The sequence below is a fragment of the Pseudomonas sp. 14A genome, from assembly GCF_018132745.1.
GTDB classification, from domain to species: Bacteria; Pseudomonadota; Gammaproteobacteria; order Pseudomonadales; family Pseudomonadaceae; genus Aquipseudomonas; species Aquipseudomonas mercuritolerans.
Window position 1 is genome coordinate 182,511 of sequence record NZ_JAGRQJ010000016.1, and the last position, 23,840, is coordinate 206,350.

26 protein-coding genes and 1 tRNA gene are annotated in these 23,840 nt (G+C 60.6%); 20 read left to right on the top strand and 7 right to left on the bottom strand.

Going from position 1 to position 23,840, the window contains the following annotated elements; genetic code table 11:
* Positions 1-4: 4 nt before the first annotated feature.
* On the bottom strand, positions 5-907 hold the full coding sequence (locus PS14A_RS20740) for a TIGR01777 family oxidoreductase (protein WP_212617116.1): 903 nt from the start codon (positions 905-907) through the stop codon (positions 5-7).
* A gap of 197 nt (positions 908-1,104) precedes the next feature.
* Between PS14A_RS20740 and PS14A_RS20745 the strand changes: the two genes are divergently transcribed.
* From PS14A_RS20745 to PS14A_RS20800, 12 genes are all read left to right on the top strand, one after another.
* Positions 1,105-2,091: an NAD(P)/FAD-dependent oxidoreductase gene (locus tag PS14A_RS20745; RefSeq protein ID WP_130909546.1), complete on the top strand. Its 987-nt coding sequence runs from the start codon at positions 1,105-1,107 to the stop codon at positions 2,089-2,091.
* The gene (locus tag PS14A_RS20750; RefSeq protein ID WP_130909547.1) at positions 2,088-2,303 is read left to right on the top strand and encodes a TIGR02450 family Trp-rich protein; all 216 of its coding nucleotides are present in this window, start codon (positions 2,088-2,090) and stop codon (positions 2,301-2,303) included. The genes PS14A_RS20745 and PS14A_RS20750 overlap by 4 nt, the downstream gene beginning before the upstream one ends.
* A 215-nt stretch (positions 2,304-2,518) precedes the next feature.
* The gene (locus PS14A_RS20755) at positions 2,519-3,481 is read left to right on the top strand and encodes a DUF523 and DUF1722 domain-containing protein (RefSeq protein WP_212617117.1); all 963 of its coding nucleotides are present in this window, start codon (positions 2,519-2,521) and stop codon (positions 3,479-3,481) included.
* Positions 3,481-4,422 carry a MerR family transcriptional regulator gene (locus PS14A_RS20760; RefSeq protein WP_212617118.1) on the top strand — a complete coding sequence of 314 codons (942 nt, stop codon included), beginning with the start codon at positions 3,481-3,483 and terminating at the stop codon, positions 4,420-4,422. The genes PS14A_RS20755 and PS14A_RS20760 overlap by 1 nt, the downstream gene beginning before the upstream one ends.
* Before the next feature lie 16 nt (positions 4,423-4,438).
* Positions 4,439-5,884 (top strand): deoxyribodipyrimidine photo-lyase, encoded by a 1,446-nt coding sequence (gene phrB, locus PS14A_RS20765; protein WP_137214154.1) that lies wholly within the window; start codon positions 4,439-4,441, stop codon positions 5,882-5,884.
* The gene (locus tag PS14A_RS20770) at positions 5,877-6,299 is read left to right on the top strand and encodes a nuclear transport factor 2 family protein (RefSeq protein WP_212617119.1); all 423 of its coding nucleotides are present in this window, start codon (positions 5,877-5,879) and stop codon (positions 6,297-6,299) included. The genes phrB and PS14A_RS20770 overlap by 8 nt, the downstream gene beginning before the upstream one ends.
* Complete coding sequence (locus PS14A_RS20775) at positions 6,296-7,078, top strand: SDR family NAD(P)-dependent oxidoreductase (RefSeq protein ID WP_212617120.1); 783 nt, start codon at positions 6,296-6,298, stop codon at positions 7,076-7,078. Before PS14A_RS20770 ends, PS14A_RS20775 begins: the two co-directional genes overlap by 4 nt.
* On the top strand, positions 7,075-8,322 hold the full coding sequence (locus PS14A_RS20780; RefSeq protein WP_212617121.1) for an FAD-dependent oxidoreductase: 1,248 nt from the start codon (positions 7,075-7,077) through the stop codon (positions 8,320-8,322). Before PS14A_RS20775 ends, PS14A_RS20780 begins: the two co-directional genes overlap by 4 nt.
* The gene (locus PS14A_RS20785) at positions 8,319-9,134 is read left to right on the top strand and encodes a DUF1365 domain-containing protein (protein ID WP_212617122.1); all 816 of its coding nucleotides are present in this window, start codon (positions 8,319-8,321) and stop codon (positions 9,132-9,134) included. Before PS14A_RS20780 ends, PS14A_RS20785 begins: the two co-directional genes overlap by 4 nt.
* Positions 9,121-10,386 (top strand): cyclopropane-fatty-acyl-phospholipid synthase family protein, encoded by a 1,266-nt coding sequence (locus PS14A_RS20790; RefSeq protein ID WP_137214159.1) that lies wholly within the window; start codon positions 9,121-9,123, stop codon positions 10,384-10,386. The genes PS14A_RS20785 and PS14A_RS20790 overlap by 14 nt, the downstream gene beginning before the upstream one ends.
* The gene (locus tag PS14A_RS20795) at positions 10,379-10,870 is read left to right on the top strand and encodes a DUF2878 domain-containing protein (protein WP_212617123.1); all 492 of its coding nucleotides are present in this window, start codon (positions 10,379-10,381) and stop codon (positions 10,868-10,870) included. The genes PS14A_RS20790 and PS14A_RS20795 overlap by 8 nt, the downstream gene beginning before the upstream one ends.
* A gap of 52 nt (positions 10,871-10,922) precedes the next feature.
* Positions 10,923-11,228, top strand: coding sequence for a YkgJ family cysteine cluster protein (locus tag PS14A_RS20800; protein WP_024014290.1), 306 nt, complete (start codon positions 10,923-10,925; stop codon positions 11,226-11,228).
* 133 nt (positions 11,229-11,361) lie between these two features.
* Here PS14A_RS20800 and PS14A_RS20805 read toward each other — a convergent pair whose 3' ends face one another.
* The 6 genes from PS14A_RS20805 to hemA form a co-directional block, all read right to left on the bottom strand.
* Positions 11,362-11,880: an acyloxyacyl hydrolase gene (locus PS14A_RS20805; RefSeq protein ID WP_024014291.1), complete on the bottom strand. Its 519-nt coding sequence runs from the start codon at positions 11,878-11,880 to the stop codon at positions 11,362-11,364.
* 111 nt (positions 11,881-11,991) lie between these two features.
* Positions 11,992-12,783, bottom strand: a complete 792-nt coding sequence (gene murI / locus PS14A_RS20810; RefSeq protein ID WP_212617124.1) for a glutamate racemase — start codon at positions 12,781-12,783, stop codon at positions 11,992-11,994.
* The gene (locus PS14A_RS20815; RefSeq protein WP_212617125.1) at positions 12,776-13,531 is read right to left on the bottom strand and encodes a molybdopterin-synthase adenylyltransferase MoeB; all 756 of its coding nucleotides are present in this window, start codon (positions 13,529-13,531) and stop codon (positions 12,776-12,778) included. The genes murI and PS14A_RS20815 overlap by 8 nt, the downstream gene beginning before the upstream one ends.
* Complete coding sequence (gene prmC, locus PS14A_RS20820; RefSeq protein ID WP_137214163.1) at positions 13,525-14,355, bottom strand: peptide chain release factor N(5)-glutamine methyltransferase; 831 nt, start codon at positions 14,353-14,355, stop codon at positions 13,525-13,527. The genes PS14A_RS20815 and prmC overlap by 7 nt, the downstream gene beginning before the upstream one ends.
* On the bottom strand, positions 14,356-15,438 hold the full coding sequence (prfA, locus tag PS14A_RS20825; protein WP_016773210.1) for a peptide chain release factor 1: 1,083 nt from the start codon (positions 15,436-15,438) through the stop codon (positions 14,356-14,358).
* On the bottom strand, positions 15,435-16,721 hold the full coding sequence (hemA, locus tag PS14A_RS20830; RefSeq protein WP_016773209.1) for a glutamyl-tRNA reductase: 1,287 nt from the start codon (positions 16,719-16,721) through the stop codon (positions 15,435-15,437). The genes prfA and hemA overlap by 4 nt, the downstream gene beginning before the upstream one ends.
* A gap of 182 nt (positions 16,722-16,903) precedes the next feature.
* Between hemA and PS14A_RS20835 the strand changes: the two genes are divergently transcribed.
* The 8 genes from PS14A_RS20835 to ychF all read left to right on the top strand — a co-directional run bounded on the left by PS14A_RS20835 (position 16,904) and on the right by ychF (position 23,826).
* Entirely contained in the window at positions 16,904-18,628 is a 1,725-nt protein-coding gene (locus PS14A_RS20835) for a tetratricopeptide repeat protein (protein WP_024014295.1), read from the top strand.
* A 3-nt stretch (positions 18,629-18,631) separates the two neighbouring features.
* Entirely contained in the window at positions 18,632-19,249 is a 618-nt protein-coding gene (gene lolB, locus PS14A_RS20840; protein WP_130909558.1) for a lipoprotein insertase outer membrane protein LolB, read from the top strand.
* A 3-nt stretch (positions 19,250-19,252) separates the two neighbouring features.
* Positions 19,253-20,104: a 4-(cytidine 5'-diphospho)-2-C-methyl-D-erythritol kinase gene (gene ispE / locus PS14A_RS20845; RefSeq protein WP_212617126.1), complete on the top strand. Its 852-nt coding sequence runs from the start codon at positions 19,253-19,255 to the stop codon at positions 20,102-20,104.
* A 37-nt stretch (positions 20,105-20,141) separates the two neighbouring features.
* Positions 20,142-20,216: transfer RNA gene (locus tag PS14A_RS20850), tRNA-Gln, on the top strand.
* 45 nt (positions 20,217-20,261) lie between these two features.
* On the top strand, positions 20,262-21,203 hold the full coding sequence (locus PS14A_RS20855) for a ribose-phosphate pyrophosphokinase (protein ID WP_003171603.1): 942 nt from the start codon (positions 20,262-20,264) through the stop codon (positions 21,201-21,203).
* Between the two features lie 141 nt (positions 21,204-21,344).
* Positions 21,345-21,947: a 50S ribosomal protein L25/general stress protein Ctc gene (locus tag PS14A_RS20860; RefSeq protein ID WP_110602994.1), complete on the top strand. Its 603-nt coding sequence runs from the start codon at positions 21,345-21,347 to the stop codon at positions 21,945-21,947.
* Between the two features lie 171 nt (positions 21,948-22,118).
* Complete coding sequence (gene pth, locus PS14A_RS20865; RefSeq protein ID WP_212617127.1) at positions 22,119-22,703, top strand: aminoacyl-tRNA hydrolase; 585 nt, start codon at positions 22,119-22,121, stop codon at positions 22,701-22,703.
* Between the two features lie 22 nt (positions 22,704-22,725).
* Entirely contained in the window at positions 22,726-23,826 is a 1,101-nt protein-coding gene (gene ychF / locus PS14A_RS20870; RefSeq protein ID WP_212617128.1) for a redox-regulated ATPase YchF, read from the top strand.
* Positions 23,827-23,840: the final 14 nt, after the last annotated feature.

The window sequence follows — 23,840 nt, forward strand, 5'->3', positions numbered from 1 at the left end:
TATTTCAGAGGCGGCTGGAGAGATCATCCAGAGCCGCGCGTAAATCCGTAAAGCGGAAAGCGAACCCCGCTTCGAGCAAGCGTGCCGGCGTGGCGCGCTGGCCGCCGAGCAATAACAGTGACAGTTCGCCGAGCATTACCTTCAGCGCCAGGGTCGGCATCGGCATGAACGCCGGGCGGTGCAACACACTGCCCAGCGTCTTGGCAAATTCGCGGTTGCGCACAGGTTTCGGCGCGCAGGCATTATAAGGACCGCTCGCCTGATTCCGGTGCAGAAGAAAATCAATCAGGGCGATTTGATCGTCGATATGAATCCACGGCATCCACTGCCGACCATTGCCCAAAGGCCCGCCCAGCCCGAGCTTGAACGGCAGCAACAGCCGCGACAAAAAGCCGCCCTCGGCCGACAGCACCAGACCGGTTCGCACCAGCATCACGCGTATGCCGAGGTTCTCGGCACGCAGCGCGGTTTCTTCCCAGGCGATGCACAACTGACTGGCGAAGTCGTCGATGCCGGGCGGCGATTCTTCAGTCAACTCGCGTTCGCCACCGTCGCCGTACCAGCCGATCGCCGAGCCGGAAATCAGCAGCGACGGTTTCTGCGCACGAGTTTCCAGCCACGCCAGCAGCGTTTCCGTCAGGGTGATGCGGCTGCTCCACAGCAACGCCTTGCGGCGATGGGTCCAGGGGCGGTCGGCAATCGGCGCGCCGGCGAGATTGACGATCGCATCCAGCGGATCTTCGCCGAGGTCTTCCAGACGGGCAATCCCGCGCACTTGCGCGCCGCAGATCTGCGTGACCTTTTCCGCGCGGCGACTCCACACCGTCAGGCGATGGCCCTGCTCCAGCCAGTGTCGGCAGAGCTGACGTCCTATCAAACCAGTACCGCCGGTCAGCAATATGTGCATGACATCTTCCTCGCGTGGCGTTTAACCCGGATCACTAGTCTATTTTTATAGGCAGGGATCTTTTCGATCGGGCAGGCTCTATGGTTTAACAATAGGCCAAGCTGTCAGAACGAGAACGCTAGAAGTTATACCAAAAAACAGAATTGTACAGGTTTGATCGACGGCGTAGTCTGTACAGAAAGGTAAACGAGGCCCCTATGACTGTACCTATCGCAATCATCGGCACCGGCATCGCCGGGCTCTCCGCCGCCCAGGCTCTGACAGAGACCGGGCATACCGTTCAACTGTTCGATAAAAGCCGCGGCAGCGGCGGGCGCATGTCGAGCAAGCGCAGCGACGCTGGCTCGCTGGACATGGGCGCTCAATACTTCACCGCGCGCGACCGGCGCTTCGTCACCGAGGTGCAGCGCTGGCAGAGCCAGGGCTGGGCCGCCGAATGGACGCCGCAGCTGTACACCTTCCAGGGCGGGCAACTGAACATGTCGCCGGACGAGCAGACCCGCTGGGTCGGCACGCCGCGCATGAGCGCCATCACCCGTGGCCTGCTCGATGGTCTGGATGTGCAGTTCGCCTGCCGCATCACCGAAGTCTATCGCGGTGAAGAACACTGGCATCTGCAGGACGCCGACGGCTGCACCCACGGCCCCTTCAGCCATGTGGTGATCGCCACACCAGCGCCGCAAGCCACCGCGTTGCTGGCCGCCGCACCGAAACTTGCCGGCGTCGCAGCCGGGGTGAAAATGGAGCCGACCTGGGCCGTCGCCCTCGCCTTCGAAACTCCACTCGATACGCCAATCGAAGGCTGCTTCGTGCAGGACAGCCCGCTCGACTGGCTGGCGCGCAACCGCAGCAAACCCGGGCGCGACAGCACGCTTGACACCTGGGTGCTGCATGCAACCAGCGCCTGGAGCCGGCAACATATTGATCTGTCCAAGGAAGCAGTGATCGAGCATTTGCACGGTGCTTTCGCCGAACTGCTGCACAGCGCCATGCCTGCGCCGACCTTCAGCCTCGCCCACCGCTGGCTCTACGCCCGCCCCGCTACCGGCCATGAATGGACCACGCTGGCCGATGTCGATCTGGGCCTGTACGCCTGTGGCGACTGGTGCCTGTCAGGCCGCGTTGAAGGCGCCTGGCTCAGTGGTCAGGAGGCTGCACGTCGCTTGCACGAACACCTGCAATGAATCGCATCAATCCGCGCAAATTGCTGCTGTCGAAGTGGACAGCAGCCCAGCCGCAAAACCGCGAAAAACATTTTCTGGTGACCGAACTGATCCGCGACGAGGAAGGTACGGTGCTGGAAGTTGAATTGCAGGCGGTGCTGACCCAGCGTAGCGAGCGACTGGATTGGCAGGTGCTGAAAGACAGCGAGAACTGGTTACTCGGCTGGAAATAGATTTCCCTTGTGGGAGCGAGCCTGCTCGCGAATGCGCTGTGCCAGATGCGGATTCACTGACTGACACACCGCTTCGCGAGCAGGCTCGCTCCCACAGTGTTCTTGGTGAACCCAAAAAAGTTATACAAATCATTTGACTTGTACATCCATCGATCTATGCTGAGGAAAAGTTGTACAGAGATAACTCTCTGTACAGGTATAGATTCGAGGTGCTCATGTCTACTGCTTCCCTGTCCAAGCCGAAGATCGCCATCAGCGCCTGCCTGTTGGGCGAAGAAGTGCGCTACAACGGTGGGCACAAGGAATCGCGGCTGTGCAGCCGTACCCTCACCGAATATTTCGATTTTGTCCCGCTGTGCCCGGAAGTCGCCATCGGCATGGGCATTCCCCGTGAGCCGATCCGGCTGGTCGGCGACCCGGAGCAACCCGAGGCCGTCGGTACCGTCGACCGCACTATCAACGTCACCAGGCCGCTGGCCGAGTACGGCGAGAAAATGGCCGCCGAGTTGCAGGACCTGTCCGGCTACATCTTCATGCAGCAGTCGCCCTCCTGCGGGCTGGAACGGGTCAAGGTCTATCACGACAACGGCGCGCCAGTGAATGGTGGCGGACGCGGCATCTATGCGCAGGCATTTTGCGCACAACATCCTGACCTGCCCGTGGAAGAAGCCGGGCGCCTCAACGATCCGGTGCTGCGGGAAAACTTCATCACCCGCGTATTGGCCTACAGCGCCTGGCAGCAAGTGCTCGCCGAGGGCCTGACCCGCCGCGCGCTCACCGAATTCCACTCGCGCTACAAGTACCTGCTGATGGCGCACAACCCGCTGCAATACAAAAACCTCGGCAAATTGCTCGGCAACATGGCCGACAGCGATCCCGCCGAACTCGGCCCACGCTACTTCAGCGAACTGATGGCCGCGCTGAAGAAATGCGCCACACGCGGTACTCACTGCAACGTGTTGCTGCACCTCAGCGGATATTTGAAACAATCGCTAAGCGCCGAAGACAAACAGGAAATGCAGCAGATCATCGGCCAGTACCGCCAGGGCATCGTGCCGCTGGTGGTGCCGCTGACACTGCTCAAACACCACTTTCGACTCCATCCGGACCCGTACATCGCACAGCAGGTTTACCTGCAGCCGCATCCGGAAAACCTCAGTCTGCGAAACTCGATCTGATGAACGATAAAACCGACAGCAGCGCCCAGGAAGACCTCGGCGCCGACTTCAAGAAAGCCCTCGACGAGGGCTGGTTGCCGATTCGCGAAGTCGCGCGGCAGACCGGCGTCAACGCCATCACTTTGCGTGCGTGGGAACGTCGCTATGGGTTGGTGGTGCCGCAGCGCACGCCCAAGGGTCATCGGCTCTACAGCGCTGAACATGTGCAGCGGATCATGGCCATCCTCACTTGGCTCAACCGTGGGGTGGCGGTCAGCCAGGTCAAGCCACTGCTCGACGCGCCGCAAGCCTTCACCGAAACCGTGGAGAACGACTGGCAGCGTCTGCGCCAGACTTTGCTCTCGGCAGTCACCGCACTGAATGAGCGCACGCTGGATGACAGCGTCAATCAGGCCATCGCCCTGTACCCGCCACGGACCTTGTGCGAGCAATTGCTGATGCCGTTGCTGGCCGAGCTCGAACAGCGCTGGCAGGGCCAGTTCGGCGCGCAGATGGAGCGCACGTTTTTCTATTCCTGGCTGCGCAGCAAGTTCGGCGCACGCATCTACCATAACAACCGCCAGTTGCATTCGGCGCCGCTGCTGTTGATCAATCATTCCGACCTGCCGCTGGAGCCGCATCTGTGGCTGTGCGCATGGCTGATCAGCAGTGCCGATTGCCCGGTGCAGGTGTTCGACTGGCCGCTGCCGGCCGGCGAACTGGCGCTGACCGTCGAGCATCTGCAAGCCCGTGGCGTGCTGTTGTATTCGAGCAAAGCCATGCAACTGGCGCAGTTGCCCAAGCTGTTGGCGAACGTCAATTGCCCGACCCTGATTGCCGGCCCCACGGTGCACATTCACCACACCGAGCTGTCAGCACGCACTGCGCAAACCACCGATCTGTTTTTGGCCGAAGATCCGCTTGCCGCCCATCAGGCGCTGCTCGAGCGCGGATTGATTTGATGATGGGTTTAATCACATGCAATTGATCTGGCTGCGCAGCGACTTGCGCCAACATGACAACACTGCCCTCGCGGCCGCCGCAGCGCGCGGCCCGACGGTGGCGGTGTATCTGTTGAGTCCGCAGCAGTGGCTGGAACACGATGATGCACCGTGCAAGGTGGATTTCTGGCTGCGCAACCTGCGCGAACTGAGCCAGAGCCTCGGCACGCTGAATATCCCGTTGTTGATTCGCAGCGCGCCGCACTGGGATCAGGCACCGGCAGAGTTGCTCAAGCTCTGTCGGCAATTGAAGATCGAAGCAGTGCATGTCAACGAGGAATACGGCGTTCACGAAAGCCGCCGCGATGAAGCCGTGGCCGACACGTTGCGAGCCGAGAGCATTGAGTTCCACAGCTATCTGGATCAGTTGCTGTTCAAACCCGGGACGGTGCTGACCAAGACCGGCACCTATTTCCAGGTGTTCAGTCAGTTCCGCAAGGTCTGCTACGAGCGCCTGCATCGCTCGATGCCGGCCTTGGTCAAAGCACCGGGCAAACAGGCCGCCCTGGATATTGCCAGCGATGCGATTCCCGAGGCTGTCAAAGGCTTCGCCACACCGAGCGAATCCCTACGCGCCTTGTGGCCGGCCGGCGAGCAAGAAGCGCGGCGCCGGCTCGACACCTTCACCGATGCGCAGATCGATTATTACCGCAGCGAGCGCGACTTCCCGGCCAAACCGGGCACCAGCCAACTGTCGGCGTACCTCGCCGCGGGGGTGATCTCGCCACGCCAGTGCCTGCACGCCGCACTGCAAAGCAATCAGGGCGAGTTCGAAAGCGGCAAGGTCGGCGCGGTCACATGGATCAACGAGTTGCTGTGGCGCGAGTTCTATAAACACATTCTGGTCGGCTACCCACGCGTCTCCCGGCATCGCGCCTTCCGCCCGGAAACCGAAGCGCTGGCCTGGCGCGATGCGCCGGAAGAACTCAAGGCCTGGCAGGAGGCACGCACCGGACTGCCGATCATCGACGCTGCGATGCGCCAATTGCTGGAAACCGGCTGGATGCACAATCGCCTGCGCATGGTCGTGGCGATGTTCCTGACCAAAAATCTGTTGATCGACTGGCGCGAGGGTGAACGCTTTTTCATGCGTCACCTGATCGATGGTGACCTGGCGGCGAACAATGGCGGCTGGCAATGGAGCTCGTCCACAGGCACCGACTCGGCGCCGTACTTCCGCATTTTCAACCCGCTGAGCCAGTCGGAAAAATTCGATGCCGAAGGCGTGTTCATCAAGCACTGGTTGCCGGAACTGGCCGGGCTCAACAAGAAGGAAGTGCACAACCCAGCGGCAGCCGGAGGACTGTTCGGCGTGGCCGATTATCCGGCCCCGATCGTCAACCTCAGCGCTTCACGCGAGCGCGCGCTGACGGCGTTCAAGAACCTGCCGTCGCGCCAGCCAGTGGGCGGCAGCGATGAGTGACTTCCTGCGCAGCTTCGCCCGCGAGTTTTCCGGGTTGAACAAAGACAACCTGCATCGCCTCGGCGAGCTGTACAGCGACGACATTCATTTCACCGATCCGCTGCATGAGGTTCAGGGCTTGGCACAACTGCGGGATTACTTCAGTGAGCTGTACGCCAACGTCAGCGATCTGCGTTTCGATTTTCACGGCTTTGACCAGATCCGCGAAGGTGAGGGTTACCTGCGCTGGGTCATGAGTTATCGCCATCCGCGCCTGGCCAAGGGCCGGGAAATCAGGGTCGGTGGCTGTTCGCACCTGCTCTGGCGCGACAAGGTTTATCGCCATCGGGATTATTTCGATGCCGGGGCGCTGCTGTATGAACACTTGCCAATATTGGGCCGGGTGATTGCCTGGCTGAAAAGGAGAATGGGATGAGTCGTACACCTCCACGGCGGTATTGGTTGACCGGCGCCAGCAGTGGCATCGGTGCAGCATTGTGTGAGGACATCTTGAAAAGCGGCGCGCATCTGGCGGTCAGCTCGCGCTCGACTGCGCCGCTGAAAGTCTTGTCCCAGCGTTATCCGGGACAGGTGCTGGTGGTGCCCGGCGATCTGACCAACAGTCAGACCGTGCGCGAAATCGGTGAGCAGATCGGCGCGGCCTGGGGTTCGCTGGACAGCGTGATTCTCAACGCCGGCACCTGTGAATATGTCGACGCGCGCCAGTTCGATTCGTCGATCATCGAGCATGTGGTGCGCACCAATCTGCTCGCCAGCAGCTATTGCATCGAAGCCGCCTTGCCGCTGCTGCGCAAAGGCACCGCGCCGCACCTGGTCGGCATGGCCAGCTCGGTGACCTACCTGCCGCTGCCACGGGCCGAAGCCTATGGCGCATCGAAGGCCGGGCTGCGTTACCTGTTCGAATCGCTGCGCATCGATCTGGCGGATGAAGGCATTGAAGTCACCATCATCAGCCCGGGTTTTGTCGAAACGCCGCTGACCGAGAGGAACGATTTCCCGATGCCGCTGAGCTGGCCTGCGGATAAAGCAGCGCGGCACATCTTCGCCAAACTCAAGGACCGTCCGCTGGAAATTGCCTTCCCGGGGCTGTTCATGGCCGCGCTGTGGCCGCTGTCGAAACTGCCCGCCCGCGCGCAACTGGCGATCGGCAAACGCATGGTGCGCAAGAACCCACCACAGCGGGACCCGCTATGAAAATTGCCGTGATTGGCAGCGGTATCGCCGGGCTCACCTGCGCCTACCTGCTGAACCGCCGCCACGACATCACCGTGTTCGAAGCGAGTGACTGGGTCGGCGGCCATACCCACACCGTACCGGTCAGCGTGGCCGGGCAATCGTTCGCCATCGATACCGGTTTCATCGTGTTCAACGACTGGACCTACCCGAACTTCATTCGTTTGCTCAACCAGCTCGGCGTGGCGTTCAAGCCAACCGAAATGAGCTTTTCGGTAACCGACCCGGACACCGGCGTGGAGTACAACGGCAACAACCTCAACAGCCTGTTTGCCCAGCGCAGCAATCTGTTGTCGCCGGGGTTCTGGGGCATGCTGCGCGACATTCTGCGCTTCAACAAAGAAGCCCAGCGCGACCTGATGGAACTGCGCATCGCCGCCGACACCACCCTCGACGATTACCTCAAGGCTGGCGGCTACAGCGAGCGTTTCATACTGCATTACATCGTGCCGATGGGCGCGGCGATCTGGTCGATGCCGATGGCGGAAATGCTCAATTTCCCGCTGCAATTCTTCCTGCGTTTCTTCAAGAATCATGGCCTGCTGTCAGTCAGTGATCGCCCGCAGTGGCAAGTCATTGAAGGCGGTTCCAGTGCCTATGTGGCGCCGCTGACCGCTTCATTCAGCGACAGGATTCGCCTGAACTGCCCGATCAAGCGCGTCGAGCGCAACCAGCACGGCGTAGTTATCCACAGCCCGGCCGGCCTCGAACATTTCGACAAAGTGGTGTTCGCCTGTCACAGCGATCAGGCGCTGAACCTGCTGGCCAACCCGAGCGAAGCCGAGCGCTCGATTCTCGGCGCCCTGCTCTACGCCGACAACGACGTGGTGCTGCACACCGACACGCGTCTGCTGCCGACACGCAAACTGGCCTGGGCCAGCTGGAACTATCGCCTCGGCGGCGCCGGCCATACGCGCGCGGCGGTCACCTACAACATGAACATCCTGCAAGGCATCGAAAGCGACACCACGTTTTGCGTCAGCCTCAACCAGACCGCCGGCATCAGCCCCGATAAAGTGCTGGCCCGTTACACCTATGCCCACCCGCAATACACGCTCGCCGCAGCGGCCGCGCAAAACCGTTGGGGCGAACTCGATGGCGAGCAGCACACGCATTATTGCGGCGCCTACTGGGCCAACGGCTTTCATGAAGATGGCGTGGTCAGCGGGCTGCGCGTAGCCGCCGCGCTCGGTGAAACCCTGTGAACAGCGCTCTGTACAGCGGCGTCATCGGCCACCGACGTTTTGCGCCGCGCCGCCACGAATTCCGCTACCGCATCGGCCTGCTCTATCTCGACCTGAGCGAACAGGACGCCGTGCTGGCTTTGTCGCCGCTGGCGGGGCGCAGCCGCTTTGCGCCGTTCTCGTTTCGCGAAACCGATTACCTGAAAGCCTTCACCGGCAAGGGCATGCGCCTGATCGACGCCGTGCGCCAGCAGGTCGGCGCGGCCATCGGTCATGAGCCACAAGGCGCGGTATGCCTGCTGACCCAGCCGCGCAGCTGGGGGCTGTCGTTCAATCCGGTGAGTTTCTTCTATTGCCATGAAGCCGACGGGCAACTGGCGGCGATCGTTTGTGAAGTGACCAACACGCCGTGGCGCGAGCGTTATCACTATGTGCTGCCGGCGCAGGCGCCGACCAGCCTGGTGGATTTCCACCAGCATTTCGCTGTGGCCAAGGCGTTTCACGTCTCGCCGTTTCTGCCCCGTGACCTCGAATACCGCATGAGCTTCAGCCCGGCTGCGCAAAGCCTCGGCGTGCACATGGCCGATTGGCAGGGCAACGAGAAACTGTTCGACGCCACGCTGAATCTGCGCCGCGAGCCGCTCGATCGGCGCAGCCTGCACCGCTACCTGCGGCGCTTCCCGTGGATGACCGCAAAAACCGCTTTGGCGATTTATTGGCAAGCACTGCGACTGCTGCTCAAGCGCGCGCCGATCTTCGCTCACCAGGCTGCCGACGGCAGCTTTCAAACCGCCACTGTGCCTCCGAAGGAGCCGCACCATGAAATCCTCTAGCCTGCCGCTCGGTCGCTTCAGCACCAACGGTTTGACCGGCTCGCTGCTGCGCCGTGGCGTGTTGCGCCAGTTGGCGCAGCTCAAACACGGACAATTGATGGTCGTCGAGGATGGCGAACAAATGCTCTTCGGCACGCCGGGCAGCGCCCTGCTCGGCGAAGTCCATGTACTCGACCCGGCCCTGTGGGGCATGGTCGCCGGCAACGGCTCGATCGGCGCCGGCGAAGCATTCATCCACGGCTACTGGAGTTCGCCGGACCTGACGGCTGTGGTGCGCGTATTCGTCAGCAATCTCGATGTGCTCGATGCAATGGAGGGTGGCCTGGCGCGACTCGGCCGCCCCTTTGTGCAAGGGCTGCACTGGCTCAATCGCAACACGCGCAAGGGTTCGCAGAAAAACATCGCCGCGCATTACGACCTCGGCAATGAACTGTTCGAACAGTTTCTCGACCCGACCATGATGTATTCCGCCGCCCAGTTCCTTTCGCCGAGCGACACCCTGGAACAGGCGCAATTGAACAAACTCGAGCGCATCTGCCAGAAACTCGCGCTCAAGCCCAGCGACCACCTGCTGGAAATCGGCACCGGTTGGGGCAGCATGGCCCTGTACGCAGCGCAGCATTACGGTTGCCGCGTGACCACTACGACGCTGTCGAAAGAGCAGTTCGCGTTCACTGCCAAGCGCATCGAACAACTTGGCTTGCAGGATCGCGTCACCCTGCTGCTCAAGGACTACCGCGACCTCAGCGGCGAGTACGACAAACTGGTGTCGATCGAGATGATCGAAGCCGTCGGCCATCGGTTCCTGCCCACCTACTTCAAACAATGCGCGCAGTTGCTCAAGAGCAACGGGCTGATGCTGCTCCAGGCGATCACCATTCGCGAGCAACGCTACGAACAGGCCAAACGCAGCGTCGACTTTATCCAGCGCTACATCTTCCCCGGCGGCGCCCTGCCCTCGGTGCACAAGATGCTCGATGTGGTCAGCCGCGAAACCGACATGAACCTGCTGCACATGGAGGATTTCGGCCTGCATTACGCCAAGACATTGCGCCTGTGGCACGAGAACTTTCGCCTCGCCCATGGTCGCCTGAGCGAACTGGGCTACGACGATTATTTCCTGCGTTTGTGGGAGTTCTATCTGTGCTACTGCGAGGGCGGATTCCTCGAACGCACCATCGGCACCGCGCAATTGCTGCTGGCCAAACCGGCGGCGATGACCGCGCCGCTGCTCGGTCGCTTCGATGCGTGAACGTGTCGCCAACGCCGTGCTGTTTCAGCTCGGCTGGCTGGCCTGCGTGCTCGGCGGCAACAGTTTGTGGCTGCTGCTGGCACTGGCGGCACTGGTGATTCATCTGCGCTGGATCAGCAGTTGGGCGGCAGAAGGTCGTTTGATTCTGTGCGTGGTGATTGTCGGCACGGCGGTGGACAGCGTCTTGCGTCACCTCGACGTGTTCCGCTTTGCAGACGCGTCACCGCTGATTCCGCTGTGGCTGATGCTGCTGTGGGCGCTGCTCGCCACCACGTTGCGCCACTGCCTGGCCTGGAGCGCGCGGCCATGGTGGCTGGCCAGCGGGCTTGGCGCAATCGGTGGCGCATTGTCGTACTACGCTGGCGGACGCCTGGCAGGCGTGCAATTTCCCTATGGCGAGGCGGCAACGCTGATCGTTATCGGGCTGCTCTGGGCAGGCTTGTTCCCACTGTTGCATTTGATGGCGCGGCGTCTGGCGCCGTGAGCGTCCGTCAGCGCTTTCACACCCACAGCGATCACTGCCTTACACTGCCACGATGAAAACCATCCCCCACACCCAAATCGCCGAACCGGCGGTCACCTGCTCGACCTGCGCGGCGTGCTGCTGCCAGCTCGAAGTGATGCTGATCACCGACACCGGCGTGCCTGATCGCTTTATCGATACCGATGAATGGGGCGGTGAAGTGATGCTGCGTCTGGACGACGGCTGGTGCGCGGCGCTGGATCGCGACAGCATGATGTGCACGATCTATGAACGACGCCCGCTGATTTGCCGCGAGTTTGAAATGGGCGCGCCGGAGTGCATCGAAGAGCGCCGGGGTATTGCGACAGCCTACCGCTGATTCTTTGACAACGCAGAAACAACTGTGGGAGCGAGCCTGCTCGCGAAGCGGTGTGTCAGCCACCATTTGAATTGACTGACACTCAGCTTTCGCGAGCAGGCTCGCTCCCACGTTGGTTCCGCGTAGCGGCGTGTTACAGCGGCATTGTGTAATGCAGCGCGTAGCTTTCTACACCATCGTTGTCGCTGGACAGGCCGGCGTTGGAGTAGTGCGTGGCGCGGATGCCGACTTCGTGGCCGCCGTTGAAGCGCAGGCCGAAACCGATACGGTCTTCGAACTGGAAGGAACCGCCCAGCTTGTTGCTCTCATATTCGGTGTTGGAGAAGAACGCCGCGCCGATACCCGCTTCAACGTACGGTTTGACCGACTGACCGGCAAACTCGTAAACGAATACAGGCGAGAACGACAGGCTGTTGTTGCTGGAAGTCTTGTCACCTTCCCAGTACGTGTAGGCACCGCTCCAGTAGCCAGTCAGGCGACCGACGTCGCTCTGCAGCCAGCTCTTGTCCCAGTCGAAATTCATGCCTAAGCGATACGTCATTGTCGAATCGCTGGTACCGCCGACGGCGAATTCAACGCCAGCGGCTTGTGCAGAAATGCTTTGCCCCATCAGTGCGGCCGCAATCGCGGCCAAGCAGAATAGTCGCTTCACTTTGAAACTTCCTTTTCCGGAACGATCGTTTGGTTTTTAGTTGCTGCTGTCGCTATAGAAATCCGCGCTTGGTCAGAAGTTCAGCGTTTTTTAAGTTATTTCACATTTTTTTTACAAGTCGAAGTTTTGCACATTCGACGCAGTTTGGCCCAGCAACGGTAGGATTTTTCTGAAGGATTGCGGATCGCCGCTGGTCCAGAACTTCACCGGCTGGCTCGGGCGTTGCGCCAGCAGATCACGCTCGGCGAGCAAGCGCTGCAACTGCCGGGCCACGGCAGCTCCGGTATCGATCAGGCTGACATCGTCGGCGATCATCGACCTGAGTAACGGCTTGAGGAAGGGATAATGGGTGCAGCCTAGAATGATTGTGTCGCAGTTTTGCGCCAGCAATGGAGCGACGTAACCTTGCAATAAAGTGCGTAATTCGGCGCTGTGCAGATCACCCGTTTCGATCAGTTCGACCAGTCCCGGACAGGGCTGGGTGATGACTTTTATGTCAGCCGCGAAACGATCGAGCAACGCGGCAAACTTTGCGCTCTGCAACGTGCCGGTCGTGGCCAGAACGCCAACCACGCCGCTTCGCGTGGCCGCAGCGGCCGGTTTGACCGCCGGTTCCATGCCGACAATCGGCCAGTCCGGGAAATCACGACGCAGGTCGGCAACACCGGCCACCGTCGCGGTATTGCACGCCAGCACCAAAGCCTTGGCACCCTGCTCGCGAAAAAATCCTGCCATCGCACTGCAACGCTGGCGGATGAATTCCGGGGTTTTCTCGCCGTAAGGAATATGCCCGCAATCGGCGACATAAAGCAGCGATTCATTGGGCAACAAGCGCTGGATTTCGCCGAGGACCGACAAGCCGCCGACCCCGGAATCGAACACGCCGATCGGCGCTTCACGCATGGCGGGCGCCACAGACGCTGCAGCCCGGATCGCGCTTGACCCGCAGCTCACGGAAGCGCGAACTCAGAGCGTCGATCAGCAACAAACGCCCCACCAATGGCTCGCCAAAGCCGACCAGCACCTTCAACGCTTCCAGCGCCTGCAAGCTGCCGACCAGGCCGACCAATGGCCCGACCACGCCGGCCTCGCTGCAGGTCAGTTCGGCTTCGCTGCCGTGTCCGTACAGGCAGTGGTAGCAAGGGCTCTCGCCACGCCGCGGATCGAACACCGACAGCTGCCCTTCCAGACGAATTGCCGCACCGCTGACCAAGGGCTTGCGCGCGGCAACACAGGCGGCGTTGACTGCCTCTCGGGTAGAGAAGTTGTCCGAGCAATCGAGGACCAGATCCACCGCCGCCACCGCTGCGGCGAGGGAATCGGCGTCCAGCGCCTGACGATGGGCGACCAGTTGAATCTCGGGATTGATCGCGCCCAGGCGCTTGAGCGCCGAGTCGACCTTGGACATGCCGACACTGTCGGTGTCGTGAATGATCTGCCGTTGCAGGTTGGTCAGATCGACCGTGTCGAAATCCGCCAGATGCAACTCGCCGACGCCCGCTGCCGCCAGATACAACGCCACCGGCGCGCCGAGACCGCCAAGGCCGACGATCAGCACGCGGCTGGCCTTGAGCTTCAGCTGCCCGTCGATGTCGATGTGTTGCAGCAGAATCTGCCGGCTGTAGCGCAGCAATTCCTGATCATTCAGCACGGCAGGCGCCCCAGACTGATGCGTTGATGGCCGCCCAGATCGGTGCGGCTATGGACTTCTTCAAAGCCACGAGTCAGCAGCAGATCACGCACGGCTTCGGCCTGATCATAGCCGTGTTCGAGCATCAGCCAGCCTCCGGCATCAAGATGATCCGGCGCCTGCGCAACAATCAGGCGCAGATCGTCGAGGCCATCTTCACCGGCGACCAGCGCACTGGCCGGTTCGAAGCGTACATCGCCCTCGACCAGATGCGGATCGGCGGCGGCAATGTACGGCGGGTTGCTGATGATCAGATGGAAGCGCTGGCCTGCAAGTGCGCTGAACCAATGGCTGCTCAGCACCGTAGCGTTGTTCAGGTGCAGACGCTGGCGATTGCGTTCGGCCAGGGCCACGGCTTCGAGCACGCGATCCACGGCGGTGACCTTCCACGCCGGGCGTTCGCTGGCCAAAGCCAAAGCAATCGCGCCACTGCCGGTTCCCAAGTCGAGGACCTTGGCCGGGGTTGCCGGCAGCAGCTCAAGGGCTGCCTCCACCAGCAATTCGGTGTCCGGGCGCGGAATCAGCGTGTGCGGCGCGACTTCCAGATCGAGTTTCCAGAATCCCTGCTGGCCGAGAATGTAGGCCACCGGCTCGCCACTGCGGCGGCGTTGCAGATATTCGGCAAAGGTCAGCGCAGCCTCGCTCGGCACGATGCGCTCGGGCCAGGTGTGCAGGAAGCTGCGCGACTTGCCCAATGCGGCGGCCAGGAGCAATTCAGCGTCCAGACGCGCAGTCGGCGAGTCCGGCAACTCGGCAGCGCGCAACAGGCTGGCGATGATGGTCATTTATTCACCTATCGCTGCGAGTTGGTCAGCCTGATATTCGGCGAGCAGCGGCTCGATCACGGCTTCGACGCCACCGGCGAGAATTTCATCCAGGGAATACAGGGTCAGGTTGACGCGATGGTCGGTGACCCGGCCCTGGGCGTAATTGTAGGTGCGGATACGCTCGGAACGATCGCCGGAGCCGACCAGCAACTTGCGCTCACTGGCAATCGCGTTGGCTGCCGCTGCGTTCTGCTGATCGTTGAGTTTTGCCGACAGCCACGCCATCGCCCGGGCACGGTTCTTGTGCTGGGAGCGTTCTTCCTGACACTCGACGACGGTGCCGGTCGGGATGTGGGTAATGCGGATCGCCGAGTCGGTGGTGTTGACGTGCTGACCACCGGCCCCGGAGGAACGGTAAGTGTCGACACGCAGATCCGCCGGGTTGATCTCGATGGCTTCGCGCTCGTCCGGCTCGGGCAATACCGCCACGGTGCAGGCCGAGGTGTGGATCCGGCCCTGGGATTCGGTGGCCGGTACGCGCTGGACGCGGTGTGCGCCGGACTCGAATTTCAACTTGCCGTAAACGTTGTCGCCTTCAATGCGGGCGATGACTTCTTTATAGCCGCCGTGTTCGCCTTCGTTTTCCGAGAGGATCTCGACGCGCCAGCCACGCCGCTCGGCATAGCGCGAGTACATGCGGAACAGGTCGCCGGAGAAGATGGCCGCCTCGTCGCCACCGGTGCCGGCGCGGATTTCGAGGAACACGTTACGCCCGTCATTCGGATCTTTAGGCAGCAGCATGCGCTGCAGATCGGACTCCAGCGTGACCAGCAACTCCTTGGCTTCGCGAACTTCTTCCACGGCCATTTCGCGCATGTCCGGGTCGTTGTCCTTGAGCAGCGCCTGCGCGCCTTCAAGATCGCTTTGTACGCCGAGCAGCTTTTTATAGGCGGCCACTACCGGCTCGAGTTCGGCGTACTCTTTGGAATAGGCGCGGAATTTGGCCTGATCGGCAATGACTTCACCGTCGCCGAGCAGCGCGGTCAATTCCTCGAAACGGTCCTGGAGAATGTCCAGCTTGTTGAGCAGTGACGCTTTCATTGCGGTTTTTTATCCGAAAAACTATCCGGTGAGCCCTCAAGGGCAAAGAGTTCCTGGGCCATGGCCAGCGCATCGAGGCGGCCTTCGGCAGACAGCTTTTTCAACTGCACGCTGGGCGCATGCAAGAGTTTGTTGGTCAGGCCACGGGCCAGTTGCCCGAGCACGTCTTCGGCGTTGCCGCCGTTGGCCAGCAGACGCAGGGCCTTCTGCAATTCTTCGTCTCGCAAGCGTTCGCTCTGTTGACGATAGGCCTTGAGCACATCGACTGCCGCCAGTTCGCGCAGGCGCACCATGAAATCGTCGGCGCCGACCGAGACCATTTCCTCCGCCGCTTGCGCAGCGCCCTGACGGCTCTTGAGGTTCTCGGCGACCACTTCGTGGAGATCGTCGACGCTGTACAGGTAAACGTCGTCCAACTCGCCGACTTCCGGCTCGATATCCCTCGGTACCGCAATGTCGACCATGAAGATCGGCTTGTGCTTGCGCAGCTTCAGCGCACTTTCCACCGCACCCTTGCCGAGGATTGGCAACTGGCTGGCGGTCGAACTGATGACGATATCGCTGCGCACCAGCTCCGCCGGAATGTCCGAGAGCAGCACCGCGTGAGCGCCGAACTGCTCGGCCAACTGACTGGCGCGCTCCAGCGTGCGGTTGGCAACGACGATGCGCTTGACCCCCAGCTCATGCAAATGGCGCGCGACTAAAGTAATCGTCTCACCGGCACCGATCAGCAGCGCCTGGCTGCGTTGCAGATCGCTGAAAATCTGTTTCGCCAGGCTCACTGCGGCAAACGCCACCGACACCGGGTTCTCGCCAATCGCAGTATCGGTACGCACCTGCTTGGCGGCATTGAACGTTGCCTGGAACAGCCGCCCCAGCAACGGACCGATGGTGCCGGCCTCGCGGGCCACGGCGTAGGCCGATTTCATCTGACCGAGAATCTGTGGTTCGCCCAGCACCAGCGAGTCGAGCCCGGAAGCGACGCGCATCATGTGACGAACAGCCGCATCGTCTTCATGCACATAGGCACTGGCGCGCAGCTCGTCGAGGCTCAGATGGTGATAATCGGCCAGCCAGCGCAGCACGACATCGGCCGAGAGCTGATCCTGTTCTATATAAAGCTCACTGCGATTGCAGGTGGAGAGGATCGCGGCTTCGCGGCTGTCGGTCAGTCGGCAGAGCTGCTGCAAGGCCTCCACCAGCTGCTCAGGGGTAAAGGCCACGCGCTCGCGGACGTCTACTGAAGCAGTCTTGTGGTTGATACCGAGTGCAAGGAAGGCCATTCAAGGTCGCTGATGGTGACGTGAAGCCGGCAATTGTCCTACTTCGAAAGATTCAGAACAACTACCGCTGACTATTGTCCCAATCGTCAGCCCCTATAATGGCCACAATTGAGTCTCGGTTATGTTTGGCCGAAGGCTTGTGTCATGATGATCCGACCGCAGGTTAGTCGTCCTCTTCCTATATGAATAGATCTTCCGCGTTGCTCCTCGCTTTTGTCTTCCTCAGCGGCTGCCAGGCCATGGCGCCCGTTGCGCCGGACGGCACCCCACCGGTCGAAGACACCACGCCCGCCCCTGAAAAGCCCAAGGTTTACGGCTCGTTCAGCGAGGAAACCGTGTTCAGCCTGCTGAGCGCCGAACTCGCCGGCCAGCGCAATCGTTTCGACATTGCCCTGGACAATTACGTGACCCAAGCGATCAACACCCAGGATCCGGGCGTCTCCGAGCGGGCTTTTCGCATCGCCGAATATCTGGGCGCCGATCAACCGGCCCTCGACACCGCGCTGATCTGGGCGCGCAACGCGCCGGACGATCTCGAAGCGCAACGCGCCGCCGCCGTGCAACTGGCCCGCGCCGGGCGCTACGACGACTCCATGGTCTATATGGAGAAAGTCCTGCAGGGCAAGGGCGACACCCATTTCGATTTCCTTGCGCTGTCGGCCGCCGACACCGATCAGGAAACCCGCAACGGTCTGATGAAAAGCTTTGACCGTTTGCTCCAGCGCCACCCGAACAACAATCAGCTGATTTTCGGCAAGGCTCTGCTGTTGCAACAGGACGGCGACAATCAAGGCGCGCTGACTCTGCTCGAAGACAACCCACCGGAAGACGGCGAAATCGCACCGATCCTGCTGCGAGCGCGCCTGCTGCAATTGCTCAACCGCGGCGATGAAGCGCTGCCGCTGTTGCAGAAAAGCATCAGGAAATACCCCGAAGACAAGCGCCTGCGCCTGACTTACGCGCGCATGCTGGTCGAACAGGACCGCATGGACGACGCCAAGGCCGAATTCTCCACCCTCGTTCAGCAATACCCGGAAGACGACGAACTGCGTTATTCGCTGGCTCTGGTGTGCCTGGAAGCCAAGGCGTGGGATGAGGCCAAGGGTTATCTGGAAGACCTGATCGCCCGCGAAAGCCACGTCGATTCAGCGCATCTGAACCTTGGCCGGATTGCCGAAGAGCGCAATGACCCGCAAGGCGCGCTCATCGAATACGCCCAGGTCGGCCCGGGCAATGACTATCTGCCGGCACAGCTGCGTCAGGCCGATATCCTGATGAGCAACGGCAAGACCGCCGAAGCGCAGAGCAAGCTGGCCGCCGAGCGTGACGAGCAACCGGATTACGCGATTCAGCTGTATCTGATCGAATCGGAAAGCCTGTCGGCCAACAAACAGGACGACAAGGCCTGGAAGGTTCTGCAACAAGCGCTGCAGAAGTATCCGGACGATCTCAATCTGCTTTACACCCGCGCCATGCTCGCGGAAAAACGCAATGACCTGGCGCAGATGGAGAAAGACCTGCGCCTGATCATCAAGCGCGACCCGGACAACGCCATGGCGCTGAATGCGCTGGGCTACACCTTGTCCGATCGCACCACCCGCTACGCTGAAGCGAAAACGCTGATCGAGCAGGCGCACCAGATCAATCCGGAAGACCCGGCGGTTCTCGACAGCCTCGGCTGGGTGAACTATCGCCTGGGCAATCTGGACGACGCGGAGAAATACCTGCGCCAGGCGCTCGAGCGTTTCCCCGACCACGAAGTCGCCGCGCACCTTGGCGAAGTCCTCTGGGCCAAGGGCAATCAACGCGAAGCCAAACAAGTGTGGGGCAAGTTCCTCAAGGATCAGCCCGACAGCACCATTCTGCGCAGCACCATCAAGCGCCTGACCGGATCCGAGAATCTTTAAACCATGCTTTTGCGCCACGTTATTGTTTTCAGCTTCATCGCCCTGCTCGCCGGCTGTTCGGGTTTCGGCACTCGCGAATCGGTCGAGGGTCACGGCAGCCCGGCCCAGTGGGCGGCAAACAAACAGCGACTGACCGGCCTTGATGGCTGGCAGATCGACGGCAAGATCGGCATCCGCGCGCCGAAGGATTCCGGCAGCGGCACGCTGTTCTGGCTGCAGCGTCAGGACTATTACGACATTCGCCTGTCCGGCCCGCTGGGCCGTGGCGCGGCACGCTTGACCGGGCGTCCGGGCAAGGTGTCGCTGGAAGTCGCCAACCAGGGCCGCTACGAATCGCAATCTCCTGAAGCCTTGCTCGAAGAGCAACTGGGCTGGAAATTGCCGGTGTCGAATCTGGCCTGGTGGGTTCGCGGCCTGCCCGCTCCGGAAAGCAAGAGTCGCTTGAACCTGGACGCCGACAGCCGCCTGGCCAGCCTTGAGCAGGACGGCTGGAAAGTCGAATACACCGCCTACACCGAACAGAATGGTTACTGGCTCCCCGAGCGCATCAAGCTGCACGGCACCGACCTCGACGTGACGCTGGTGATCAAGACCTGGCAACCGCGCAAGTTGGGGCAATAACGCATGACCGCTGCACGCCTGACCCTGCCCTCGCCGGCCAAACTCAACTTGATGCTGCACATACTCGGTCGCCGTGAAGACGGTTATCACGAATTGCAGACGCTGTTTCAGTTCCTCGATTACGGCGATGAAATCACTTTCGCCGTGCGCGATGACGGCGTGATCCGGCTGCATACCGAGTTTCCCGGCGTGCCCCACGACAGCAACCTGATCGTGCGCGCGGCGAAGATGTTGCAGCAACAGTCCGCCTGCGCGCTCGGCATCGACATCTGGATCGACAAAGTCCTGCCCATGGGCGGCGGCATCGGTGGCGGCAGTTCGAATGCGGCGACGACTTTGCTCGGTCTCAACCATTTGTGGCAACTGGGCTGGGATGAAGATCGTCTCGCCGCACTGGGTTTGTCACTCGGTGCCGACGTACCGGTGTTCGTCCGTGGCCATGCGGCATTTGCCGAGGGTGTTGGCGAGAAACTGACCCCGGTCGACCCCGAAGAACCGTGGTATCTGGTGCTCGTGCCGCAAGTCGCTGTTAGTACGGCAGAAATTTTTTCCGATCCTTTGTTGACACGTAACACACCGCCCATTAAAGTGCGCCCCGTTCCCGAGGGAAACAGTCGAAATGACTGCTTGCCGGTGGTAGCAAGGCGTTATCCAGAGGTACGTAACGCATTGGATTTGTTAGGTAAATTTACCGAAGCAAAGCTCACCGGAACTGGAAGTTGTGTGTTTGGGGGCTTCCCAAGCAAAGCTGAAGCTGATAAAGTCTCGGCCCTTCTGACAGAGACCCTTACAGGGTTTGTAGCGAAAGGAAGCAACGTTTCGATGTTGCATCGCAAGCTGCAAAGTCTGCTCTAAAGGAATCAAGTGCCCGGCACTTGAAAGCAACAGATACAGGGGCGTCGCCAAGCGGTAAGGCAGCAGGTTTTGATCCTGCCATGCGTTGGTTCGAATCCAGCCGCCCCTGCCATTTTCTCTACTCATCCAGGTTACCCTCAGCCTCTAGGTACTGCGCGTGTCCAAGATGATGGTCTTTACGGGGAATGCCAACCCCGATCTGGCTCGGCGTGTCGTACGTCAGCTGCATATCCCTCTCGGTGACATCTCTGTCGGCAAGTTTTCCGACGGCGAAATCACAGCCGAGATCAATGAAAACGTTCGCGGTAAAGACGTCTTCATTATTCAGCCGACCTGCGCTCCGACCAACGATAACCTGATGGAACTGGTAGTGATGGCTGACGCCTTCCGCCGCTCCTCGGCTACTCGTATCACTGCTGTTATTCCTTATTTTGGTTATGCCCGTCAGGATCGCCGTCCGCGTTCCGCACGTGTGGCTATCAGCGCGAAAGTCGTTGCTGACATGCTTACCGTAGTCGGCATCGACCGTGTTCTCACGGTTGATCTGCATGCTGACCAGATTCAGGGTTTCTTCGATATTCCGGTAGATAACATCTACGGCTCCCCGGTTCTGGTGGATGACATCGAAGATCAGCGCTTCGAAAACCTGATGATCGTGTCCCCGGACATTGGTGGCGTCGTGCGTGCACGGGCTGTTGCCAAGTCGCTGGGCGTCGATCTCGGGATCATCGACAAACGCCGTGAGAAAGCCAATCACTCTGAAGTGATGCATATCATCGGTGATGTCGAAGGGCGTACCTGTATTCTCGTCGATGACATGGTCGATACCGCCGGCACCCTGTGCCATGCGGCCAAGGCCCTGAAAGAGCATGGCGCAGCCAAGGTCTTTGCCTATTGCACACACCCTGTGCTGTCGGGCCGGGCCATCGAGAATATCGAAAATTCCGTGCTGGACGAGCTGGTGGTGACCAACACCATCCCGCTGTCCGCTGCAGCACAAGCCTGTGCACGTATCCGCCAACTGGATATCGCACCGGTTGTTGCCGAAGCGGTTCGCCGCATCAGCAATGAAGAATCGATCAGCGCGATGTTCCGTTAAGGGCCCTGCCCTTTACGAAATGTCTCGTTGACGAAAAGCGCCCCGCCCCGGCATTCCTGTCGGGGCGGGGCTTTTTTGCCCATACCGTGTTCGGCGCTGGTCGCAAACGCCACTCGGTCATGGCTATTTTGGAGATACAAAATGAACGATTTTACTCTGAATGCTGAAGTGCGTTCCGACCTGGGGAAAGGTGCGAGCCGCCGCCTGCGTCGTCTCGCAAGCCTGGTTCCAGCTGTAGTTTACGGTGGCGACAAAGCCCCTGAATCCATCAGCATGCTGGCCAAAGAAGTTGCCAAACTGCTCGAAAACGAAGCGGCTTACAGCCACATCATCGAGCTGAACGTTGGTGGCACCAAGCAGAACGTAATCATCAAGGCTCTGCAGCGTCACCCGGCCAAAGGCCACGTGATGCACGCTGACTTCGTACGCGTTGTTGCCGGCCAGAAACTGACCGCCATCGTGCCTGTACACTTTGTTGGCGAAGAAGCTCCAGTGAAGAAAGGCGGCGAAGTTTCGCACGTTGTTGCTGAAATCGAAGTGACCTGCCTGCCAAAAGATTTGCCTGAGTTCATCGAAGTCGACCTGTCGAAAGCAGAAATCGGCACCATCATCCACCTGTCGGACCTCAAAGCTCCTAAAGGTGTTGAGTTCGTTGCTCTGGCACACGGCGATGACAAGGCTGTTGCCAACGTCCACGCTCCACGTGTTGCTGCAGAACCTACCGAAGAAGGCGCAGCAGAGTAATTCACTCTGTCATGCCGGAGTGAGCAAGTAACATCGCGGACTGGAACGTAGCGAGAAAGCGGGCGAGAACGCGGAGTTTACATCCATGGTAAATGAGCATTTTTCGTCCACTTTCGCCGCTTTCCCTTATCGCGGCGATGTTATCCACCACTCCAAGGAAGGGCCCCTATCGTGACTGCCATCAAACTGATCGTTGGCCTGGGAAATCCAGGCGCTGAATACGAACAGACCCGGCATAACGCAGGGGCCCTTTTTGTTGAGCGCGTCGCCCACGCACAGAATGTGAATCTTGTGGCCGATCGCAAATATTTCGGCCTGACCGGGCGCTACTCGCATCAGGGTCAGGATGTTCGTCTGCTGATTCCCACCACCTACATGAACCGCAGCGGCCAGGCCGTGGCGGCACTCGCCGGTTTCTTCCGCATCAAGCCTGAAGAAATCCTCGTGGCGCATGACGAACTCGACTTGCCTCCGGGCGTTGCCAAGCTCAAGCAGGGCGGCGGCCATGGCGGTCACAACGGGTTGCGCGACATCATTGCGCAACTGGGCAATCAGAATACGTTCTACCGCCTGCGGCTTGGCATCGGCCACCCGGGCGTTGCCAGTATGGTTTCAAATTTCGTCCTGGGTCGTGCGCCACGCGCCGAACAGGAAAAACTCGATGCCAGCATCGACTTTGCCCTCGGCGTGCTGCCGGATATCCTCGCCGGGGAATGGAACCGCGCGATGAAAAACCTGCACAGCCAGAAGGCCTGACTTTTACCCGAGGGGAAACACCATGGGATTCAATTGCGGCATCGTCGGCCTGCCTAACGTCGGCAAGTCCACCCTGTTCAACGCCCTGACCAAATCCGGTATCGCGGCCGAGAACTTCCCCTTCTGCACCATCGAGCCGAACAGCGGCATCGTGCCGATGCCGGATCCGCGCCTGGAAGCTCTGGCGGCCATCGTCAATCCGAAGCGCATCCTGCCGACCACCATGGAATTCGTCGACATCGCCGGCCTCGTTGCCGGTGCCTCGAAAGGTGAAGGCCTGGGCAACAAGTTCCTGGCCAACATCCGCGAAACCGATGCTATCGCTCACGTGGTGCGCTGCTTCGAAGACGACAACGTGATTCACGTGTCCAACAGCGTCGACCCGAAACGCGACATCGAAATCATCGACCTGGAACTGATCTTCGCCGACCTCGACAGCTGCGAGAAGCAACTGCAGAAAGTCGCGCGCAACGCCAAGGGCGGTGACAAGGACGCCGTGGTTCAGAAGGCTCTGCTCGAGCAACTGATCGCGCACTTCACCGAAGCCAAGCCGGCGCGCAGCCTGATGAAGAACATGAGCGCGGATGAGAAAGCCGTGATCAAGGGCTTCCACCTGCTGACCACCAAACCGGTCATGTACATCGCCAACGTGGCTGAAGACGGCTTCGAGAACAACCCGCACCTGGACGTGGTCAAGGCCATTGCCGAAGAAGAAGGCGCCATGGTCGTTCCGGTGTGCAACAAGATCGAAGCGGAAATCGCCGAGCTCGACGACGGCGAGGAGAAGGACATGTTCCTCGAGGCCCTGGGCCTGGAAGAACCTGGCCTGAACCGCGTGATCCGCGCCGGCTACAAAATGCTCCACCTGCAGACCTACTTCACCGCCGGTGTCGAAGAAGTCCGCGCCTGGACCGTCAAGGTCGGTGCCACCGCACCACAGGCCGCTGGCGTGATCCACACCGACTTCGAAAAAGGCTTCATCCGCGCCGAAGTCATCGCCTACAACGACTTCATCCAGTACAAGGGCGAAGCCGGCGCCAAAGAAGCCGGCAAGTGGCGCCTGGAAGGCAAGGATTACATCGTCAAGGACGGCGACGTAATGCACTTCCGCTTCAACGTCTGAGCAACAGCCGCACA

What these genes read in the sequence shown, in the direction of transcription:
- PS14A_RS20795 (WP_212617123.1), top strand. Translation starts at nt 10,379, where the DNA reads ATGCGTGAACGTGTCGCCAACGCCGTGCTGTTTCAGCTCGGCTGGCTG.
- murI (WP_212617124.1), bottom strand. Translation starts at nt 12,783, where the DNA reads ATGCGTGAAGCGCCGATCGGCGTGTTCGATTCCGGGGTCGGCGGCTTG.
- PS14A_RS20800 (WP_024014290.1), top strand. Translation starts at nt 10,923, where the DNA reads ATGAAAACCATCCCCCACACCCAAATCGCCGAACCGGCGGTCACCTGC.
- PS14A_RS20835 (WP_024014295.1), top strand. Translation starts at nt 16,904, where the DNA reads ATGAATAGATCTTCCGCGTTGCTCCTCGCTTTTGTCTTCCTCAGCGGC.
- PS14A_RS20740 (WP_212617116.1), bottom strand. Translation starts at nt 907, where the DNA reads ATGCACATATTGCTGACCGGCGGTACTGGTTTGATAGGACGTCAGCTC.
- ychF (WP_212617128.1), top strand. Translation starts at nt 22,726, where the DNA reads ATGGGATTCAATTGCGGCATCGTCGGCCTGCCTAACGTCGGCAAGTCC.
- PS14A_RS20755 (WP_212617117.1), top strand. Translation starts at nt 2,519, where the DNA reads ATGTCTACTGCTTCCCTGTCCAAGCCGAAGATCGCCATCAGCGCCTGC.
- PS14A_RS20760 (WP_212617118.1), top strand. Translation starts at nt 3,481, where the DNA reads ATGAACGATAAAACCGACAGCAGCGCCCAGGAAGACCTCGGCGCCGAC.
- PS14A_RS20775 (WP_212617120.1), top strand. Translation starts at nt 6,296, where the DNA reads ATGAGTCGTACACCTCCACGGCGGTATTGGTTGACCGGCGCCAGCAGT.
- ispE (WP_212617126.1), top strand. Translation starts at nt 19,253, where the DNA reads ATGACCGCTGCACGCCTGACCCTGCCCTCGCCGGCCAAACTCAACTTG.
- hemA (WP_016773209.1), bottom strand. Translation starts at nt 16,721, where the DNA reads ATGGCCTTCCTTGCACTCGGTATCAACCACAAGACTGCTTCAGTAGAC.
- PS14A_RS20770 (WP_212617119.1), top strand. Translation starts at nt 5,877, where the DNA reads ATGAGTGACTTCCTGCGCAGCTTCGCCCGCGAGTTTTCCGGGTTGAAC.
- PS14A_RS20790 (WP_137214159.1), top strand. Translation starts at nt 9,121, where the DNA reads ATGAAATCCTCTAGCCTGCCGCTCGGTCGCTTCAGCACCAACGGTTTG.
- phrB (WP_137214154.1), top strand. Translation starts at nt 4,439, where the DNA reads ATGCAATTGATCTGGCTGCGCAGCGACTTGCGCCAACATGACAACACT.
- PS14A_RS20745 (WP_130909546.1), top strand. Translation starts at nt 1,105, where the DNA reads ATGACTGTACCTATCGCAATCATCGGCACCGGCATCGCCGGGCTCTCC.
- prfA (WP_016773210.1), bottom strand. Translation starts at nt 15,438, where the DNA reads ATGAAAGCGTCACTGCTCAACAAGCTGGACATTCTCCAGGACCGTTTC.
- lolB (WP_130909558.1), top strand. Translation starts at nt 18,632, where the DNA reads ATGCTTTTGCGCCACGTTATTGTTTTCAGCTTCATCGCCCTGCTCGCC.
- PS14A_RS20860 (WP_110602994.1), top strand. Translation starts at nt 21,345, where the DNA reads ATGAACGATTTTACTCTGAATGCTGAAGTGCGTTCCGACCTGGGGAAA.
- PS14A_RS20780 (WP_212617121.1), top strand. Translation starts at nt 7,075, where the DNA reads ATGAAAATTGCCGTGATTGGCAGCGGTATCGCCGGGCTCACCTGCGCC.
- prmC (WP_137214163.1), bottom strand. Translation starts at nt 14,355, where the DNA reads ATGACCATCATCGCCAGCCTGTTGCGCGCTGCCGAGTTGCCGGACTCG.
- PS14A_RS20750 (WP_130909547.1), top strand. Translation starts at nt 2,088, where the DNA reads ATGAATCGCATCAATCCGCGCAAATTGCTGCTGTCGAAGTGGACAGCA.